The sequence below is a fragment of the Desulfofundulus australicus DSM 11792 genome, assembly GCF_900129285.1.
Classification (GTDB): Bacteria; Bacillota; Desulfotomaculia; order Desulfotomaculales; family Desulfovirgulaceae; genus Desulfofundulus; species Desulfofundulus australicus.
The window spans coordinates 38702-56676 of the sequence record NZ_FQUW01000006.1; the positions used below are offsets into that span (position 1 = coordinate 38702).

18 protein-coding genes are annotated in these 17975 nt (G+C 49.8%); 1 reads left to right on the forward strand and 17 read right to left on the reverse strand.

All coding sequences use genetic code 11. The features are described 5' to 3' along the window. The first annotated feature begins 2 nt into the window (after positions 1 to 2). Complete coding sequence (locus BUB44_RS01880; protein ID WP_034634684.1) at positions 3 to 383, forward strand: YlbF/YmcA family competence regulator; 381 nt, start codon at positions 3 to 5, stop codon at positions 381 to 383. Here the strand turns inward: BUB44_RS01880 and BUB44_RS01885 are convergent, their stop codons facing one another. From BUB44_RS01885 to priA, 17 genes are all read right to left on the reverse strand, one after another. Next, positions 384 to 2102: an ABC-ATPase domain-containing protein gene (locus BUB44_RS01885; protein WP_073162780.1), complete on the reverse strand. Its 1719-nt coding sequence runs from the start codon at positions 2100 to 2102 to the stop codon at positions 384 to 386. Between the two features lie 103 nt (positions 2103 to 2205). Continuing rightward, a complete protein-coding gene (locus BUB44_RS01890; RefSeq protein WP_027356472.1) occupies positions 2206 to 2619 on the reverse strand; it encodes a chemotaxis protein CheW in 414 nt (137 codons plus the stop codon). A gap of 44 nt (positions 2620 to 2663) precedes the next feature. Further along, positions 2664 to 2786, reverse strand: a complete 123-nt coding sequence (locus BUB44_RS15695) for an RCKP-type rubredoxin-like domain-containing protein (protein WP_073162782.1) — start codon at positions 2784 to 2786, stop codon at positions 2664 to 2666. 4 nt (positions 2787 to 2790) lie between these two features. Continuing rightward, positions 2791 to 3468: a ribulose-phosphate 3-epimerase gene (gene rpe, locus BUB44_RS01900; RefSeq protein ID WP_073162784.1), complete on the reverse strand. Its 678-nt coding sequence runs from the start codon at positions 3466 to 3468 to the stop codon at positions 2791 to 2793. Then, positions 3465 to 4343: a ribosome small subunit-dependent GTPase A gene (gene rsgA, locus BUB44_RS01905; RefSeq protein WP_073162785.1), complete on the reverse strand. Its 879-nt coding sequence runs from the start codon at positions 4341 to 4343 to the stop codon at positions 3465 to 3467. The genes rpe and rsgA overlap by 4 nt, the downstream gene beginning before the upstream one ends. Before the next feature lie 12 nt (positions 4344 to 4355). Further along, positions 4356 to 6236 carry a Stk1 family PASTA domain-containing Ser/Thr kinase gene (pknB, locus tag BUB44_RS01910; RefSeq protein ID WP_073162788.1) on the reverse strand — a complete coding sequence of 627 codons (1881 nt, stop codon included), beginning with the start codon at positions 6234 to 6236 and terminating at the stop codon, positions 4356 to 4358. A gap of 51 nt (positions 6237 to 6287) precedes the next feature. Then, positions 6288 to 7727, reverse strand: a complete 1440-nt coding sequence (locus BUB44_RS01915; RefSeq protein ID WP_073162790.1) for a peptidoglycan D,D-transpeptidase FtsI family protein — start codon at positions 7725 to 7727, stop codon at positions 6288 to 6290. Between the two features lie 25 nt (positions 7728 to 7752). After that, positions 7753 to 9042: an FtsW/RodA/SpoVE family cell cycle protein gene (locus BUB44_RS01920; protein WP_073162792.1), complete on the reverse strand. Its 1290-nt coding sequence runs from the start codon at positions 9040 to 9042 to the stop codon at positions 7753 to 7755. A gap of 2 nt (positions 9043 to 9044) precedes the next feature. Then, positions 9045 to 9761, reverse strand: a complete 717-nt coding sequence (locus BUB44_RS01925; RefSeq protein WP_027356479.1) for a Stp1/IreP family PP2C-type Ser/Thr phosphatase — start codon at positions 9759 to 9761, stop codon at positions 9045 to 9047. Next, positions 9739 to 10263 (reverse strand): FHA domain-containing protein, encoded by a 525-nt coding sequence (locus tag BUB44_RS01930; RefSeq protein ID WP_073162794.1) that lies wholly within the window; start codon positions 10261 to 10263, stop codon positions 9739 to 9741. The genes BUB44_RS01925 and BUB44_RS01930 overlap by 23 nt, the downstream gene beginning before the upstream one ends. Position 10264: 1 nt before the next feature. Beyond that, a complete protein-coding gene (locus BUB44_RS01935) occupies positions 10265 to 11044 on the reverse strand; it encodes an FhaA domain-containing protein (protein WP_027356481.1) in 780 nt (259 codons plus the stop codon). A gap of 18 nt (positions 11045 to 11062) precedes the next feature. Further along, positions 11063 to 12100 carry a dual-specificity RNA methyltransferase RlmN gene (gene rlmN / locus BUB44_RS01940; protein WP_073162936.1) on the reverse strand — a complete coding sequence of 346 codons (1038 nt, stop codon included), beginning with the start codon at positions 12098 to 12100 and terminating at the stop codon, positions 11063 to 11065. 98 nt (positions 12101 to 12198) lie between these two features. Further along, positions 12199 to 13557, reverse strand: coding sequence for a 16S rRNA (cytosine(967)-C(5))-methyltransferase RsmB (gene rsmB, locus BUB44_RS01945; protein WP_073162796.1), 1359 nt, complete (start codon positions 13555 to 13557; stop codon positions 12199 to 12201). A 6-nt stretch (positions 13558 to 13563) separates the two neighbouring features. Beyond that, complete coding sequence (locus BUB44_RS01950) at positions 13564 to 14325, reverse strand: DUF116 domain-containing protein (protein ID WP_073162798.1); 762 nt, start codon at positions 14323 to 14325, stop codon at positions 13564 to 13566. 6 nt (positions 14326 to 14331) lie between these two features. Continuing rightward, a complete protein-coding gene (fmt, locus tag BUB44_RS01955; protein ID WP_073162800.1) occupies positions 14332 to 15270 on the reverse strand; it encodes a methionyl-tRNA formyltransferase in 939 nt (312 codons plus the stop codon). A gap of 19 nt (positions 15271 to 15289) precedes the next feature. Then, complete coding sequence (gene def / locus BUB44_RS01960; RefSeq protein WP_027356486.1) at positions 15290 to 15754, reverse strand: peptide deformylase; 465 nt, start codon at positions 15752 to 15754, stop codon at positions 15290 to 15292. Positions 15755 to 15771: 17 nt separating this feature from the next. Further along, positions 15772 to 17973, reverse strand: a complete 2202-nt coding sequence (gene priA / locus BUB44_RS01965; protein ID WP_073162802.1) for a primosomal protein N' — start codon at positions 17971 to 17973, stop codon at positions 15772 to 15774. Between the last annotated feature and the right edge of the window lie 2 nt (positions 17974 to 17975).

Below are 17975 nucleotides of genomic sequence, written 5' to 3' on the forward strand. Positions count from 1 at the left end.
ATGTGTCTGTAATCGCTAAAGCCCGGGAGCTGGGGAAAGAAATTGCCCGCTCCCAGGAGCTGGCAGCTATGCTCAAGGCCCAGCAGGCCATGCTGCAAGACCCTGGCGCCAGGCAAATCATCGATGAATTCCATGAAAAGCAGCGGTTCCTGCAAATGCTTCAGAGTCAGGGCCTGGAGCTTACCGAAAGCCAGAAAGCCGACGTTGAAGATCTGGAAAAGCGTATGCTGGACAACCCTTTGATTACGGAGTTTTTCCGTGCACAGCAAAGTTTTGAGCAGCTACTGGAAGAAATTAACCAGATTATCAGCGAAGCAATTTCCGGCAGCCAGTCTTCCTGCTCCGATGAAAGCTGTAGCTGTTGCTGTGGCTGTGATTCATAGTTATAACTGCTGGCGCACCTGCAAGCGGCGGTAACGGTTAATAGCAGCAGCAATCTCCTGTACCCGGGGGCGAGCATAATCCCCCGGGTGCTGGCCTTTAAAGGGAGATATTACATCGAGCCCTTCTTTATCTATATCTGCCATTACCGCCAGTATTACTTCCTTCAAGGTCAGTTTCCCATTTATATACCGTTTAGCCGCGTATCTGATGATTTCAGCTATAGCTCTTAGCTGGGCGGGATCGACCAGTTGTTCTACATCTTGAAGGTCAATATCCAGATGACCATAGACAATTTCATCGGTACCCCGTGCTTTTACTTTGACACGCTCCTCAATAATAAAAGATGAAGGCAAAGGAATACGGTTAGTAACCTTATTCAAAACATCAACAGCTTCTACCTGCCGTTCATGACGATGACGCAAGGCAATCTCCCTGGCCCGCCGGGTTACATCCCGCGGTATGTAATTTTGCATCATTATAACCCGGTCTGCTACCGAAAAATAATCACCCGAACCGCCTACCACAAGTATGGTTGAAACACCCAGTTGTTCGTAAAGCTGGCGCACCCTGTCAATAAAAGGGGTAATAGGCTCAAATTCCTTGGCCACCAGCTCCTGCATACGGCCATCCCGGATCATAAAGTTTGTGGCGCTGGTATCTTCATCTAAAAGTAATAAGCGGGTTCCTGCTTCCAGCGCTTCTATAATGTTAGCCGCCTGCGAGGTACTGCCGCTGGCGTTTTCCGTAGAAAATGCCCGTGTATCCTGTCCATGAGGCAGGTTGTTGATAAAAGCGCTGATGTCTACTTTTTCTATATAGCGGCCATCCTCAGCACGGATTTTTACCGCATCCCCTACGGTAATGACCAGTTCTCGCCCGTCCCCGGGGATATGGTTGTAAACCCCCCTTTCCAGGGCCCGTAGAAGGGTGGATTTACCATGATACCCTCCTCCCACGATAAGTGTCACACCCCGGGGAATGCCCATGCCTGTTGCCGTTCCGCCATTGGGTAACTCAAAAGAAACCTCCAGTTCAGGTGGGGACTGAAAGGGAATTACTCGACCCCGGGTTAAGGGGCGATCGCTAACCCCGCTTTCCCTGGGCAAAATAGCTCCGTTGGCTATAAAGGCTACCAGACCTTTTTCGTCCAGGTGTGCCCTCAAAAATTCCTGATCTTCGACCAGTTCAACCTGTTGCTTTATGGCTTTCGCATCCAGGCTTTTATAAAATAAAGATTCGTTAACAATATTCGGTAATTCTTCAAAGAAAATACGGATAGCTTCATGGCCGGTAATGGTTCGCCCGCGGGCAGGCATACCTACCGTAAAACGTATCTCCACATATTCTTTATTTACTACGGCTCCGGTACGCTCAAGGATTTCCTGGCCGCAACGATCAACAGCAATCAGTCCACTTTTGCCGGTTCCCCGGTGTCCCCGGGCATGGCGGCCGATAGCCCGGCTAAACTGCCGCATCAAGTAGTCCTCCAGGGCGATCCTGCGGGGATAACTGGCATATAACTCGGGTGGAAATCCGGCCAAACGCTGATCTACCCGTACGCGCAGGCGGCTGGGGGGCGCAAAGGGATCGCTTTGAACATGATCAATGAAAAGCAAATATTTGCCAAAGCTGTAACAGCCAGAGATGGTTTTATAGGCACCATAACCGCGTCCATCTATGTTTAGCAGGCGGGTACGCAGTGCTTCCTGGTTAAACAAGAGATACACCTCTTTAAGAATGAATTTCAACCCTCTCAATAAAGTTACTTACTTAAGGTTTCTTTGAAAAAATCATTAACAGGGGCCACCAATGTGGCCCTGATTAATACAAAACCCGGCTCAGGTTCAGCAGCAGCCAGAGACGATCGTTCTTTTTTATTACCCCCCGGAGGAACTCCATGTTATCGCCTGCTACGGCCGGTGGTTCTATCTCATCATCGCTGTACCGGGCCACCTCCAGAACGTTATCAACGATCATACCCACTTTCTGTCCTTCATACTCCACCACAATAATCCTGGTGTTATCAGTACACTCCTGTACAGGAAGATCCAGGCGCTTGTTCAGATTTATAACCGGTACGATGCTCCCCCTCAGGTTGATAATGCCCTCAACGTAGCTCCTGGTATTAGGAACCCTGGTGATGTCTGTCATACGAATTATCTCCTGCGTTTCCTGAATAGGCAGGGCATACTGCTGATCATTCAACTGGAAAATTACTACCTGTTGCTCAACCATATTAAACTATACCACCTTCCTTTATTGCCGGGGTGCATTTTGATCTATTTTTTGGGTTGAGCTTCTTTAACCAGCTTATCCTTAGTTGCCCCACATGATTTGCATTTACCAGGCTTGCAGCGAGCTTCCACCACATTTCCACATTCCTGACATTTCCAAACAGCCATATTCTCACCTCCTTATATTTTCCGATATATTTTCCGATGCCTGCCGGATATCCCTGATAGCAACTGCCGGATCCGGAGCGCTAAATATCGCCGAACCAGCTACCAGAACCGTCGCCCCGGCACGTACCACCAGCGGAGCGGTAGAAGTATTGATGCCACCATCCACCTGAATTTCCACGTCCAAGCCGGCATCATCTATCATTTTACGGATCTTTTCGATTTTAACTAAAGTCTGGGGAATAAAGGCCTGTCCACCAAAACCTGGGTTGACGGTCATCACCAGCACCAGATCGAAGAGTCCGGGTAGATACTCCAGCACCTCCGGGGGAGTAGCTGGATTCAGGGCCACCCCGCACCTGGCTCCTTTATCCCGAATGTGGGTGAGCGTACGGTGAAGATGAGGGCATGCCTCTGCATGTACTGTGATCAGGTCGGCTCCTGCCTCAACAAAAGCATCTATATAGCGATCGGGATCCTCAATCATTAAATGAACATCAAAAGTAAGGTGGGTATGGGGCCTTAAAGCTGCCACCACTAGGGGCCCGATAGTAATATTGGGCACAAAATGACCGTCCATAACATCAAGATGTAGATAATCTGCACCGGCTTTCTCCACTCTTTGTACATCATCAAGGAGGCGGGCAAAGTTGGCCGATAGAATTGACGGCGCTATTTTGATCACCAGTATCTCCTCTCCAGTTCCATTACTTCTTGCAGTAATTGAACATAGTTCTCATAGCGAAAGGTAGAAATTTCCCCTGCTTTGACGGCCTCTTTTACTGCACAACCTGGTTCCTGGAAATGCAGACAGGTGTTAAAACGGCAATCATTCTGGTAAGCTATAAATTCCAGATAGAATTTCCCCAACTCTTCCCGCTTTATTTCCGGCAAGTAGAGGCTGGAAAAGCCGGGAGTATCAGCAACCAAACCTCCTCCGGGCAAACGTAAAAGCTCCACATGCCTGGTGGTATGCCGGCCACGACCCAGCTTACGGCTTACTTCCCCTGTCTTCAGGTTCAAACCGGGAATCAGGGCGTTGAGCAGGCTGGATTTGCCCACGCCGGAAGGCCCGGCCAGTACAGTAATATGACCTTTGAGAAGAGTTCTTAATTCTTCAAGCCCCCTCCCATCCCTGGTACTGGCACAAACAACCGGATAACCCGCCCGGCGATAAACGTTGTAAATATCTTTAATATTTTCCTCTCCCAGATCCACTTTGTTAAAGCAAATAGCTGGATTTACCCCTGCATGCTGGGCCTGGACTAAAAACCGATCCAGTAAAAAAGTATTGGGAGGCGGTTCCTTCACTGAAAACACAATCAGCGCACGGTCAACATTGGCTACCGGAGGACGAACGAGACGGGTCTGGCGAGGGCATATATCTTCAATTACCCCCTGACCGCAGGAATGGGGGGAAAAGATAACCCGATCGCCAACGAGTATTTGCTGTTTCTCCCGGCGCAAACGCCCTCTCACAGCACAATCGTATATCTCCTCGCCCAAGGACACATAATAGTGTCCGCCACAGGCCTTGATTACCGTTCCCTCATGATGCATATTTTAAGCTGTTTACTCCCCCCTTTCAATCATCGTCATTTTTTTCCCTTCTTTGAGAGATTTTTGCTTTACCAGCTTATTATCAATGTAAATTTGAATGGTGGCCTGGCCGTAATAACGTACAGTTGTTATAACTGTTTCCCCGGGCTGGTGCGTATTTACATAAGCCAGAGTGGTTCCCCGTACATCGTTGACCACAATCTTTACCTGATGGGTCTGGCCATCGTTCTCAAGGGGCACCTTAACCTGAGCCTCCCCGGGTACTGGACCCGGTCCTTTGCTCAAAGTTACTTTTACCACTGAACCCTGAGTAACCAGACTGTCGGGTTCAGGTTCCTGATCGATAACTTGATTTTGAAAATATCTGGTGCTTTCTACCCATTCCACATTTTCATCCAGGCCAAGGTTATTTTCAGCCAGTTTAGCCCTGGCCTGCTCCAAAGTTAACCCGATCAGATTTGGTACCCGGGATTCTTTTGGTTTTGGCCCAAGGGAAAGATAAACTTTTACCGCAGTACCGGGAGCCACCCGTTCCCCCGCAACAGGAGATTGCTGGAAGATTAAATCGGGGGGAACATCATCATTATAATCCTTAAGCACCTGATCGGCCAGAACCAGACCTCTCTCAACCAGGCGCAAACGAGCATCTTCCAGGCTCAACCTGTACAGGTCCGGTACTTCCCGCAGGTCGGGCCCCAGGCTAACCGTCAGAGTAATATCCCGTGGAGGCTTTACGGGACCGTCATCCGGACCGATATCCTGTTCAATAACATACCCCTCAGGAATTTCAGGATGATGCTCTTCACGCACCTTTACCTGAAATCCCAGGTCTGTGAGAATTTTCTGGGCTTCGGATAATTTCTTGTTCACTACTGAAGGTACTGTAACAGGCGGGGGACCTTTGAGATAATCACTCAGCGCGTAGAGCCCCCCTGCCAAAAGTACAAGCAGCAGCAAAGCCAGAGAAACCCAGCCTGCAGTACGCAACCTGCGGCGGTGAGGCTTTTTTTCTACCGGCTGGAGCACACGGGTGGCCATATCATCCAGGGGGATGAAACGGGTAGCCTCCTCCCCGCTGGATGCAAAAAGATTTTCCAGGCGCCGGGCCATTTCCCGTGCGGAACCGAAACGCAACTCGGGATTTTTTTGCATCGCCCTCATTACAATTTGCTCAAGGGCGGGAGAAATAGCAGGATTGCGATGGGAAGGAGGTTCGGGTTCTTCCTGAATGTGTTTGATAGCCACGGCAATGGGACTATCTCCACCAAAGGGAACGCTACCGGTAAGCATTTCATAAAGAACAACACCCAGGGAATATAGATCCGAACGGGGACCGGCCAGCTCACCCCTCGCCTGTTCAGGGGAGATATAGTGTACAGATCCTACAATGGTATCGGTCTGAGTAATTGTTGCTGTTGAAGCTTCCCGGGCAATACCAAAATCAGTTAATTTGGCCCGCCCGCCCTTAGTAATCAAAATATTGTGGGGCTTGATATCGCGGTGCACAATATTATTCTCATGGGCATGTTCCAGGGCTTCCAGTATCTGGTACGCAATCTGAACTGCTTTTTCCGGAGGCAAGGCACCTTCCCGGCGGATAATTGTCTTTAAATCTTCACCGTCTACATACTCCATTACCAGGTACTGGATATCCCCTTCCTGCCCTACATCGTAAATAGATACGATATTGGGATGGGAAAGGCTGGCCACTGCCTGAGCCTCACGGCGAAAACGGCGGGTAAAATCTTTATCCGAGGAAAATTCCGGACGCAAAATCTTTATGGTAACCAGGCGGTTCAAAAATGTATCCCGGCCTTTATAGACAACGGCCATTCCTCCACCGCCCAGCCGTTCCAGAATTTCATACCGGTTTCCCAGCTGCTTCCCAATCATTCCTTGTCACCTCAAGCCTTGGTTGGGTAGTTTAGCCTTTTTGCTTCCTTTTTATTCCATGCCGCTAGCCGGGGTTAATACCGCCCGCATTATCTCCCGGGCAATGGGAGCGGCCACTATACCCCCTGCACCACCATTCTCTACAATCACCGCCACCGCTACCCTTGGTTTTTCTGCTGGAGCAAAACCGACAAACCAGGCGTGAGTTTTTCCCCTGGGATTTTGTGCCGAACCAGTTTTTCCTGCTACAGTTATACCAGGAATAATCGCTTCCTTACCCGTGCCACTGTTTACTGCCTCCACCATGGCCTCCTTAATAATCCTGGCCACTTCAGGTTTAATTGCAGTGAGCCAGGGTCGGGGGGATGACTGCAAAATTACCCTCCCCTCCGGATCCTGAACCCGGATCAGGAGGTGGGGGTGCATAATTACCCCCTCGTTGGCAATAGCAGCTGCCACAAGAGCCATTTGCAAAGGGTTGACCAGCACCTCTCCCTGACCAATGGCGCTGGAACCAAGCTGGGGCTTATTCATTTTTTCTGGATGGGTGAGAGTCCCCGGCCTGTAAGCAACTTCGTTCAGAACATCCGTCCAGGGATTTAAAGTTAAACCAAAGGCACGGGCAGTTTGATAAAATCTTTCTGCCCCCATCTCCAGTCCCAACCGGGCAAAAGTGGAATTACAGGAAACGGCCAGTGCTTGAAAAAAATCCACCCTTCCATGGGCAGCAGTATCGGTAAGCCGGAAACCATCAATGATTAAACTTCCCTGACAATTAAAAATACGTCTGCTTACCCCCGGATCTGTGGTCAAAGCACCGGCGGCTGTAATTAATTTAAAAGTTGAACCAGGTGGGTAGGCCCCCTGGGTCGCTCTATTCAGAAGAGGAGCCTCTTTATCATTTTGTAACAAATCGTACACGGTGACAACCTTCCCGCCGGAAGAACGACCGGCCGGTTGTTCGATTATATTGGGATCATAACTTGGCTTGCTCACCAGGGCCAGAATTTCCCCATTTCTTGGATCGAGTACTGCCACTGCCCCTTTCCGGTCGCCCAGAAGTTGCATGGCCAACTGCTGAAGGCGTGAATCCAGGGATACGATGACATTGTTACCCAGAAGAGGACGCCCCAGTAACCGGTTAATATTCATCTTTATTTTGTCATTACCGTTCATGGCCAGTAGATAACGATCATAAGCAGCTTCCAGACCGGTGCGTCCATAACGCTGGGAAACAAAGCCAATTACATGAGCAGCATCTTCACCGAGAGGGTAAACGCGCCTACCCTCCTTGCTTACCGCTAAAATTTCCCCCCTGCGATCAAATATGGTTCCCCGGTGGATACTGGCCTCATAGGCTGCCAGACGCCGGTTATGCGGATCCGTAGCCAGGGTCGGCCCCATAAAAACTATAACGTAGCCAATATAAAGGCACAGGATAACAAATGCTCCCAGGACCATGTAGCTTAACCGGCGAACATTTGCTTTCATTTTTCATCCCCACTATCTGGCTCTTTTATGAGCGGCCTGAAGTTATTTGCACTTCGTGGGAGATATTTAATAAAAACCCTAAAATAATAAAATTGGCCACCAGAGAGCTTCCCCCGTAACTAAGAAAAGGCAGTGTAATCCCCGTCAGGGGCAATAATTTAATTACTCCAGCAATAATAATGAAGGTTTGCAGCCCCATCAAAGCCGTGAACCCGGCCGCTAAAAGGCAGGCGAAATCATCTTTAGCAGCCAGAGCAATTAAAAACCCGCGGTAAACAAAAAGCATGTAAATCATTATCAAACCAAGGCTTCCGGCCAGGCCCAATTCCTCTGCTATGGCCGCAAAAATGAAATCGGTATGTACCGCAGGTATAAACTGGGGCATCCCTGCACCCAGCCCCGTTCCGGTTATGCCACCGGCCGTCAGGGCAAAAAGGGACTGGACAACCTGATAACCGGCGGCTTCCGCCTGTTGCCAGGGATCAAGCCAGATCCCAATACGCAATCGAACATGTTCAAACAGAAAATAAGCTGCTGCTGCCCCGGCTAAAAAAAGCGCTCCACCCAGGCAAACATAAGCTACCCGTGCCGTACTGGCGTAAACCATGGCCAAAAATGTAGTAAAATAAATTAAAGCGGCACCCAGATCTTTTTGAAAAATTAAAAGCAAGAGGGAAATACCCCACATAATCAGCATGGGCCCCCATTCCTGCGGGGCGGGCAGGGTAATTCCCCAAATTCTTTGAGTTCCTTCTGCCAGGGCAAGCCGGTTTTCGGCCAGAAAGGCAGCCAAAAAGAGCACCAGCAGGATTTTTACAAATTCTGAAGGCTGCACCTGGAAAAAACCGAGATCCAGCCAGCTTTTTGCTCCTCCCTGCTCGATACCAAAAAAGATGGGCAATAAAAGGCCTATTATTCCAGCCAGAGCATAAATATACTTATATTCCGCCAGTAGTCGATAATGAAGAAAGTAGCGGGTCACTACCCACAGAGCAAAAAGGCCGGTCATTAACCATACAAATTGCCGTTCTGCATAAGCCGGGTTCAGACGGTAAAGGAAAATAAGGCTGGTAGAGGAAAAAAAAGCGACCAGTGGCAGCAAAAAGGGATCCGCAGCAAAATTGAACCGGCACCAGAAAAGGTGCAGGATCCAGAAACCTATCATGGCAATTAGCGCACCTGCCAGCACCACTAACGCAGGCAGCAAAGGCTTCCAGAGGTAAAGTGTCCCGGCTCCTATTAGCAGGTAAGCACTTACCCAATAAAGCAATTTTCGTTCGACAGCCCTTAATCGGGATGCCGCGGAAAGAGTCATTTTCAATCCACCGCCAGTAGGATGACTGTAATATTATCACTGCCACCTCTATTAAGTGCAGCCTGAATCAGTTTACTTACAGCCCTATCCGGATCAGGGTTTTCCTGCAGGAGCATAAGAATGTCTTGAGGTGACAGGTGTACCGTCAGGCCATCCGTACACAGGATGATTTTATCGCCTTTCTGGATTTTCACCCGGGCTCCATCCACTTCTACCCTCGGTTCGATACCCAGTGCACGGGTTAGAATATTGCGCCGGGGGTGATTGCGAGCCTGTTCTTCACTGATCCCGCCCAGGCGAACCAGCTCTCCAACCAGGGAGTGATCTTCAGTAAGCTGGTGCATTTTACCCTTACGCAACAGGTATACACGACTATCTCCTACATGAGCCAGGTACAGGTATTCATTTTTTACCAGAGCGGCGGTCAAAGTTGTACCCATACCTCGATAACCTGGATTACTAAAAGATAACTGATAAACCAGACGGTTGGCCTCCTGTATCCCCTGCAACAGCAATGATCCCGGATCACGTGGAAAGGGATAATGTGCTTTAAGAAAACGTACCAGCTCATTGATGGCCGTTCGGCTGGCAATTTCTCCTGCTTGATGACCACCCATTCCATCGGCAACAGCAAATAGCCCCAACCCGGGCTCAACGCACATGCTGTCCTCATTTACCTGTCTTACAAGTCCAGCATCACTGGCCTGACTCCACTTCATAAGCCCACCTCACAAACTGAAAGGTTACATTACCGATACGCAAACAATCACCATCGGCCAGAACGGTGGGCCGGTCCAGGCGCACCTCGTTAAGGTAGGTACCATTCAAACTGCCCAGATCCTGTACCCAGTACTGATGTCCATGCATGTAAATTACTGCATGCTCATGCGAAGAAAAGGGGTCAGGAATTACTACGTCGTTATGCTCTCCACGGCCCAGGGTAACCTTTTCCCCAAGATAAAAACTAGTTCCTTTTCCCAATCGTGAATTGGGACTGGCCAGAACCACCAGCCGCGCGCCAGCTTTGGGAACACTTTTATCCCGGGAACCAGGAAGAATATTGGTCTCCCTGGCACCGCCCTCTCCAAAAGTATCAGGGACGGTTATAAATGAGTGCTCCTTATGCAGGCCCCGGAACATATAGCGTACAACCACAAATAAAAAGGCATAAAGGAGAAACAGAAAAAGATAGCGCAGGATGGTTAATAAAATACCTGCCAATTCATTCCACCTCAAAAACACAAAGGGTAGTTCCCATTTTTATGGTATCACCTGGTACCAGGACTTTGGTATGTACCCGAACGCCATTTATATAAACACCATTGGTGCTGCCCAAATCCGTAATCACAAACTCTCCGCCCCGGTACTCCAGCTGGGCATGGCGCCGGGAGACACTGTTATCAGTGAGAATCACATCACAGGTATCACGACGGCCTATAACCATGGTAGCAGGCTGAAGAGGGAAAACTTTTCCCGCCTGTGGACCAGCCTTAACCACCAGGCGTGCTTTTAGGCCTGCGGGAACTGCCGATGCCGGCGCGGTATTTTTAACCGGCTGATATTCCAGAGTATTCTCGAGTTCCTCTTCCCCGTCACCCACCGGGCCAGGCTCTTCTTCGCCAGGAATATGTATTGCTTCCCCAAAACGACCTTCAATGCGCATCTGTCCTTCCGGAACCGTGGCATCTTCCTGAATTTCCACTTTTGGAGGAGCAACCAGGGTAAAATTTTTTTCCTCTGCTTTCCTGGCCAGGTAATCCTGCAACTCCCGGATCAGATAAGGTGTTATGGAAGAAACAGCCCGATAATCCTCGGTATGTAAATAAATGGTGAACTCATTGGGTACATAAACCCGGGTGATACTTATCCGCTTCCGGTCACGCATTTCCCGGGCCAATCTTTTGGCCATTTCCACAGGTTGGACCCGGCCTTTAAATTTATCACGGAAAAAGCCTTCTATGTACCTTTCCAAACTACCTTCCAGGCCGGAAAAGAGTCCCATTCTGGGTCCCTCCCCCACTTATAACAAACCCAGGACACGGCGCCGCAGCTGCCCGCAAGCAGCATCAATATCACTGCCCAGTTCCCGGCGAACCGTTACCGCAAGACCGGCCCTTTCCAGTATGTTTTTAAAATATTTTACACGGGTAGCCGGAGGTCGGGAAAACTTTTTCCCGCTTACAGGGTTTACGGGTATAAGATTAATATGACATAGCAGGTCCTTTACCAACCGGACAAGTTCCTCAGCAAAGTGCGGACTATCATTTACCCCGGATAACAGGGCGTACTCGAAAGTAATACGCCGGCCGGTGCGTTTTACATACTCGCGACAAGCAGGGATAAGTTCTCCCAGGGGGTAACGCCGGTTAACGGGCATAAGGTGACTACGCAATTTATCGTTAGGTGCATGTAGCGAAACGGCCAGGGTCACCGGCAGGCGACGCCGGGACAACTCTAAAATTCCCGGGACTATCCCGCAGGTGGAGATGGTTATATGGCGGTACCCAATATGCAAGCCGTAAGGAGCATGAATGTGGTCCAAAAAAATTAGTACGTTATCCAGATTATCCAGTGGTTCCCCGGAACCCATCAAAACTACGTGATTGATCTTTTCACCGAAATCAAATTGCATGGCTAATACTTGATCATACATTTCGCCGGGGGAAAGATTGCGAATAAAACCACCAGCAGTAGAAGCACAAAAACGGCATCCCATGCGACAACCTACCTGAGTTGAAATACAGGCAGTACAACCGTAATGATAGCGCATTAAAACACTTTCTATCGCCTGGCCATCCACCAGACGGTACAGGTATTTTACAGTATCCCCCTGCAATGATACCTGTTTTTGCATTAATGTAAGGCTTTTTAATTGAACCATATCTTGTAATTTAACCCGTAAATCCCGGGGGAGATCTGTCATTTCCTCCCAGGATTGACAGCACCTTTGAAAAAGCCAGCGAGCAAGTTGCGATGCCCTGTACGGCGGTTGATCCAGGGAGGATAAAAATTCCTTTATCTGGTCAAAGGTTAGATCTTTTAAATTTATGCTCATCATAAACACGGCCCCGTTTTCCGTCGACATCTTCTTCCATCACTATATTATACCATACCCCCGGGAAAAAAATTTGATAAAGCGCCATTCTGCGAAACATGTTATGCAGGGAGCTTCTTCCGGAAGCGAGCAATAAAAAACCCATCCATTCCATGCCGGTGTGGTAATAACTGAATATAACCACGGGAGAGGGTTTTCTGGAAATCCAGGCCGGAAGGCAAGTATGGGGAAAGGTCCTCCAAAAAAAATTCAGGATGACGGGCTAGAAATTCATTTACCTGATCAAGATTTTCTTCCCTGGTTATGGTGCAGGTACTGTATACCAGTACCCCGCCTGGTTTTAAGTGAGGGGCCACTCCTTCCAGCATCTCCCTTTGCAGGATTGTCATTTCCTCAATGGAAGCCCTGGTTTTGCGCCAGCGAGCATCGGGTCGCCGGCGCAGTACACCCAGGCCGGAACAGGGTGCATCCAGCAAGATAAAATCCCACGGGTCCATACCATGGTCGAGGTAACGGGCATCCGCCGATACGGCCCTGACGCAGGTAATACCCAGACGACGGCAATTGGCAGCTATTAATTTAATTTTATGAGGATGAATATCCAGAGCAGTTATTTCTCCCTGATTATTCATCAATTGAGCCAGGTGAGTTGTTTTAGTACCGGGAGCAGCCGCTGCATCCAGGACTCGCGCTCCCGGGAAAGGTGATAGAGCATGTCCGACCAGCATGGAACTTTCATCTTGAACCATAAAAAGGCCCTCTTTAAAAGGCGTAAAATTATGCAGGGTGGGAAATCCAGCTATCTTTAACCCTTCCGGAGCGTAGGAAGTGCATTCAGCTGCTACACCTTCCTTCCATAACCGTTGTTTTAATTCCTGCCTGGTGTTCTTCAGGGTATTCGTTCGGATTGTGTTGGGAGCAGGATCATTATTGGCCTGGCATAGAGCAACGGTTTCATCCACGCCAAATTCCTCCAGCCACCGCTGTACAAGCCAGGACGGGTGGGAGTAACGCAGCGCAATATGGGCAACCGGATCATCATTTAAATCGGGAAAGGGTATGTTTTTACCCCTGCGGGCCAGGTTGCGCAAGACACCGTTTACAAAACCAACCGCCCCTGCATGACCGTAGCGGCGGGCCAGTTCACTGGATTCGTTGCATGCAGCTGCATCAGGAACCCGTTCCAGGTAAATTATTTGGTAAGCACCCAGGCGAAGTATATTACGTATCCACGGATTCTGGGAAGCCAGGGGCTGATGTAAAAAATGACCCAAAAGCCAGTCAATGGTATTTAAACGGCGCAGGACACCATATACCAGTTCAGTTGCGAAAGCCCGATCCAGCTTGCCCGGACGGTAGTGTTCCAGAATACGATCCAGGGCCAGGTTGGCATAAGCCTGTTCCTGATCCACGGCATATAAAACTTTTAAGGCTACTTCCCGGGCATTTACCCGCTCCAACACTTATCACCCCTTATTCGAGCCGCAAAAGTACCGGATTGCTCTTTCCACTGAAGGTACGGAAACAGAGGTATTAAAACAGGGGCCAAAGGGACGTTCATTGGTGACCCCCAGAACAGGAATGGGATTGCTATCCAAAATGCCGCTGACCAGATCCCGTTCGCAAGCTACAGCTACAATTGCCCGGGGCCGGTATTCCCGCACGTATTTACGAGCCAGGGTACCTCCCGTAGCCAGACCCATATTAAATCCATATTTATCCCTTAAATCCAGCAACTCACTTATACAGCACCGGCCGCAGCGGCGGCAGTTATCCATGTGAACTGTAATTTTATACGGGCATTCACTGTATTGCAGACAATGGGGCACAAGCAATAGCAGTTCTTCCGGAGGTACCCTGAGGTTTCTGGCCTGTACCATCTGGTTATTAACTTCAATAAATGATTTCTTTATCCGGTCTGGATCTATACGTAATAACCGACCTAGGACAAGGGCTACGGGAAAAAATAAATTTACAGCTATTCTTATTGGCGCCTGCAGGGGTTCAAAGGCACGGGCTGCCAGCAAGGTAATTACTATTCCTGCCAGACCGCTTAAAGCCAAAAAGAAAATCCCCGCCAGAAGAAAAACCATGATCAAAAGGATTACCTGATAGGTCAGGGAACGGGCCGGATTAAAAATCAAATACCAGGTGCCTACCGCTAAAAATGCTACCAGTAACAGGCTGGCTCCTAAAAGACCTAAAAAAAGCCGCTTATGGGTATTCATCGCCCTTCACCGACCCAGAACCGTTCCTGGAACCAGGTTATGGCCGCGTAAAAAATCCGCGATCGGTAAACGTCGCCCTCCCTGCAGCTGTACCTCCTGTAAAGATAGATAACCCTTTCCTGTAGCCACCAGCACCTCTTCACCTGCGGTAACCACCTGGCCGGGAATCACTCCATTTACTGGATTGCCTTCTCCCTTTATCGACACCCGCCATACTTTTAAAACCTTCCCTTCCCACCAGGTTCGGGCGCCAGGCCAGGGGTCCAGTCCCCGTATCTGGTTATATAAGTCCCGGGCCGCTTTCTCCCAGTTGATTATTTCATCTTCCCGGGTTAAAGGTGGTGCGTAAGTGGCCAGGCTGTCCTCCTGAGGGTGTCTCCGGAGATTACCCTGTTTTAAAAGTTGGAGAGCCTTTAGCAAAAGTTCCGCCCCCAGCAGGGCAAGCCGATCATGGAGCACCCCGGCGTTATCTGTTTCTTCAATTGACACGGCCTGTTGCAAAAGGATATCACCCGTATCCAGGCCTTCATCCATAAGCATAATGGTAACACCGGTTTCCCTTTCTCCGTTCATAATTGCCCGGTGAATAGGAGCTGCCCCCCGGTAGCGCGGCAATAAAGAAGCATGAATATTAACACAACCCCTGGGCGGAAGGTAAAGTATGGAAGGTGGCAGGATCTGCCCGTAAGCCGCTACCACAATTATATCCGGCTTAAGTTCTCTAAGCTGTTCGATAAAATAATCATCCCTCACCCGCACAGGCTGCAAAACTGGTAATCCCATACGCAGAGCAGCTTGCTTTACTGGAGGGGGCTGTATTCGCCCACCCCTCCCCCTGGGGCGGTCGGGCTGGGTAACTACCCCTACCACCGGATACCCTGCATTTACCAGCGCATGCAAAGCGGGCACTGCAAAGTCCGGTGTGCCCATAAATACGACACGCATAATTTTTCCCCTCTTCCAATCATGACCCTGGATTGATGCGTCGAATACGCACAGCCCGGTCGATAAATAGTATACCATCCAGGTGATCAATTTCATGCTGCAACGCCCTGGCCTGATACCCCCGGGCATGGTGTTCTACCGCATTTCCGTACCTGTCCATTCCTTTAACCCGCACCTCAGCGGCCCTGGTTACTTCACCTACCACATTGGGCAAACTTAAACATCCTTCAGTATCAGTATCTTCTCCCCGGGCCTCCACTATTTCAGGATTAATTAGTTCAATCAAGCCTTCCCCGGTGTCTACCACAATCACCCGTTTGGAAACCCCAATCTGGGGCGCAGCCAGCCCCACCCCCCGGGCATGATACATGGTATCCTTCATGTTGTCCAGGAGCTTGTGAATATTGGGGGTAATTTTGGTAACCGGTTTAGCTTTTTCCCGTAAAATCTCATCTCCAAAAAGTACAATCTTAAAAACTGCCATTTTTAAAACCTCCCCAATTACATCATACTCTGCGGAGCAATATCTATGGAAACTTGTACCCGGCGATAATTACTCATATTGTAAAAATCATTCAGCGCAGCTGTAGCCGCTTCCCGTAAAAAATTTTGAACCGGAGCTTTTAAAACCAGATGCCAGCGGTAACGATCTTTAATCCGGCCGATGGGAGCGGGAGCTGGTCCCAGCAACTCTACAGGCGCGTTTGTGGTTCGAACTGCCTGCGCCAGGAAATCTGCTGCCTCCTGAACCTCCCTTTCCAATTTCCCTGTAACCAGCAACCGGGCAAGATGCGTAAAAGGAGGGTAACCCAGAGCCCGTCTCATGGCCATTTCCCGGCGGTAAAATCCCCGGTAATCATGGTTTTGGGCACAGGTTATAGCATAATGTTCCGGGGAATAGGTCTGGATCATTACTTCTCCCTTTTTTTTGCCCCGTCCCGATCGACCTGCTACCTGGGTGAGCAATTGAAAAGTACGCTCACTTGCCCGAAAATCAGGCATATGAAGGGAAATATCAGCATTAATTACCCCCACCAGGGTCACGCCGGGAATATCCAGACCTTTAGCAACCATCTGAGTACCTACCAGAATGTCCGCTTCACCCTCGCGAAAAGTTTCTATGATTTCCCTGTGCGCGCCACGCCGGCCTACCGTATCGCTATCCAGGCGCAGAACACGGGCCGCAGGGAATAAGCGACGGATTTCCTGTTCCACCTTCTGGGTTCCCATGCCCAGGTAAGCTACATAATGGCTACCACAACCGGGACATAAAGAAGGAGCCATTACACTGTAATTGCAGTAGTGACACCGCAGCCGCCCGCTGGCATGATAGGTAAGGGAAATATCACAATGAGGGCATTTTAAAACTAACCCGCACTCCCGGCATACTACCAGTGTGGAATAACCCCGCCGGTTCAAAAAAAGGATGACCTGCTCCCGGCGGGACAGGCGATCGGTTATGGCTTCCTGAAGAGCTTCGGAAAAAATTCCCTTATTTCCCTTTCGTAGTTCCCGGCGCAAATCGATAAGATGAACGGAGGGCAAGGTAAGCTCGCCCACCCGCTGGTTCAATTCCAGCAACTGATACGTTCCCCCACCAGCAGCCTGGCAATAAGATTCCAAAGAAGGCGTTGCACTGCCCAGAACCACCACTGCGCCGGTATACCCGGCCAAACGCAGGGCTACCGTCCGGGCATGATAACGGGGGCTTTCCTCCTGTTTGTAGGAAGGCTCGTGCTCCTCATCTAAAATGATTAAACCCGGTTTTTCCAGGGGGGAAAAAATAGCTGAACGAGCTCCCAGAACCACCTTCGCCTCTCCCGTACGCAGGCGGTGGTATTCATCATATCTTTCCCCGTCAGAGAGGCGACTATGCAGAACAGCCACCTGATGGCCAAAACGACTCCTGAATATATCAATCATCTGTGGGGTCAGGGCAATTTCCGGAACCAGTACAATGGCCTGCTTCCCCCGGTTAAGAGCTGCGGCAATAGCCTGAAGGTAAACCTCTGTCTTCCCGCTACCCGTTACCCCGTGAAGTAAAAAAACATGCCGCCCGTCATTTTTGTCCAGTGCCTCAATAATTTTTTTTACCGCCCGCAACTGCTCTCCATAAAGAACGGGCGGAAAACTCCTTTTTTCTGGCAGGTTCCGGCACGGATCTCTGAGTTCAATACGTTCTTTGCTGGTTAAAAGCCCCCTGGCCACCATGGAGTCCACCACCCGCGGAGAAACACCGGCCGCCTCTGCCAGCTCCTTCCTGGTGAGGCCGGGGCGGGCCTGAATAACTTCCCATACTGCTGCGCTCTTGGGAGCACGACGGGGATCGGGAACATTTCCGCAAACTGCCGGCCACAATCCTTTTACCTTTTTCGGCCCCTTTATCTGAAGTAAAGGCCAGATAATGGCCCGCAAGGCCTTCACTGTAGGGCAGAGGTAATACGCCGCCATCCAGCGGGCAAGTGCCAGCTGAAGGGGAGTAAAAACAGGATCTTCATCCAGCAGGGCAGCCAGGTCTTTTAATTCTTCTTGATTTGGTGCCGGGTTAAGACCAACTACATAACCTTCTATTTTTCGGCGGCCAAAGGGTACCAGTACCCGGCTGCCAACCTGAACCCTGCCGGCCAGGGATGGGGGTATATTATAATAAAAAACCTTGTCCACCTGATGGTGAGCTATAGACACCAGCACTTCCGCTTGCAAAC

Coding starts and splice junctions, on each gene's coding strand:
- BUB44_RS01890 (WP_027356472.1), bottom strand. CDS start 2,619: ATGGTTGAGCAACAGGTAGTAATTTTCCAGTTGAATGATCAGCAGTAT.
- BUB44_RS15695 (WP_073162782.1), bottom strand. CDS start 2,786: ATGGCTGTTTGGAAATGTCAGGAATGTGGAAATGTGGTGGAAGCTCGC.
- rsgA (WP_073162785.1), bottom strand. CDS start 4,343: ATGCATCATGAGGGAACGGTAATCAAGGCCTGTGGCGGACACTATTAT.
- pknB (WP_073162788.1), bottom strand. CDS start 6,236: ATGATTGGGAAGCAGCTGGGAAACCGGTATGAAATTCTGGAACGGCTG.
- BUB44_RS01915 (WP_073162790.1), bottom strand. CDS start 7,727: ATGAAAGCAAATGTTCGCCGGTTAAGCTACATGGTCCTGGGAGCATTT.
- BUB44_RS01920 (WP_073162792.1), bottom strand. CDS start 9,042: ATGACTCTTTCCGCGGCATCCCGATTAAGGGCTGTCGAACGAAAATTG.
- BUB44_RS01925 (WP_027356479.1), bottom strand. CDS start 9,761: ATGAAGTGGAGTCAGGCCAGTGATGCTGGACTTGTAAGACAGGTAAAT.
- BUB44_RS01935 (WP_027356481.1), bottom strand. CDS start 11,044: ATGGGACTCTTTTCCGGCCTGGAAGGTAGTTTGGAAAGGTACATAGAA.
- rlmN (WP_073162936.1), bottom strand. CDS start 12,100: ATGATGAGCATAAATTTAAAAGATCTAACCTTTGACCAGATAAAGGAA.
- BUB44_RS01950 (WP_073162798.1), bottom strand. CDS start 14,325: ATGAATACCCATAAGCGGCTTTTTTTAGGTCTTTTAGGAGCCAGCCTG.
- fmt (WP_073162800.1), bottom strand. CDS start 15,270: ATGCGTGTCGTATTTATGGGCACACCGGACTTTGCAGTGCCCGCTTTG.
- def (WP_027356486.1), bottom strand. CDS start 15,754: ATGGCAGTTTTTAAGATTGTACTTTTTGGAGATGAGATTTTACGGGAA.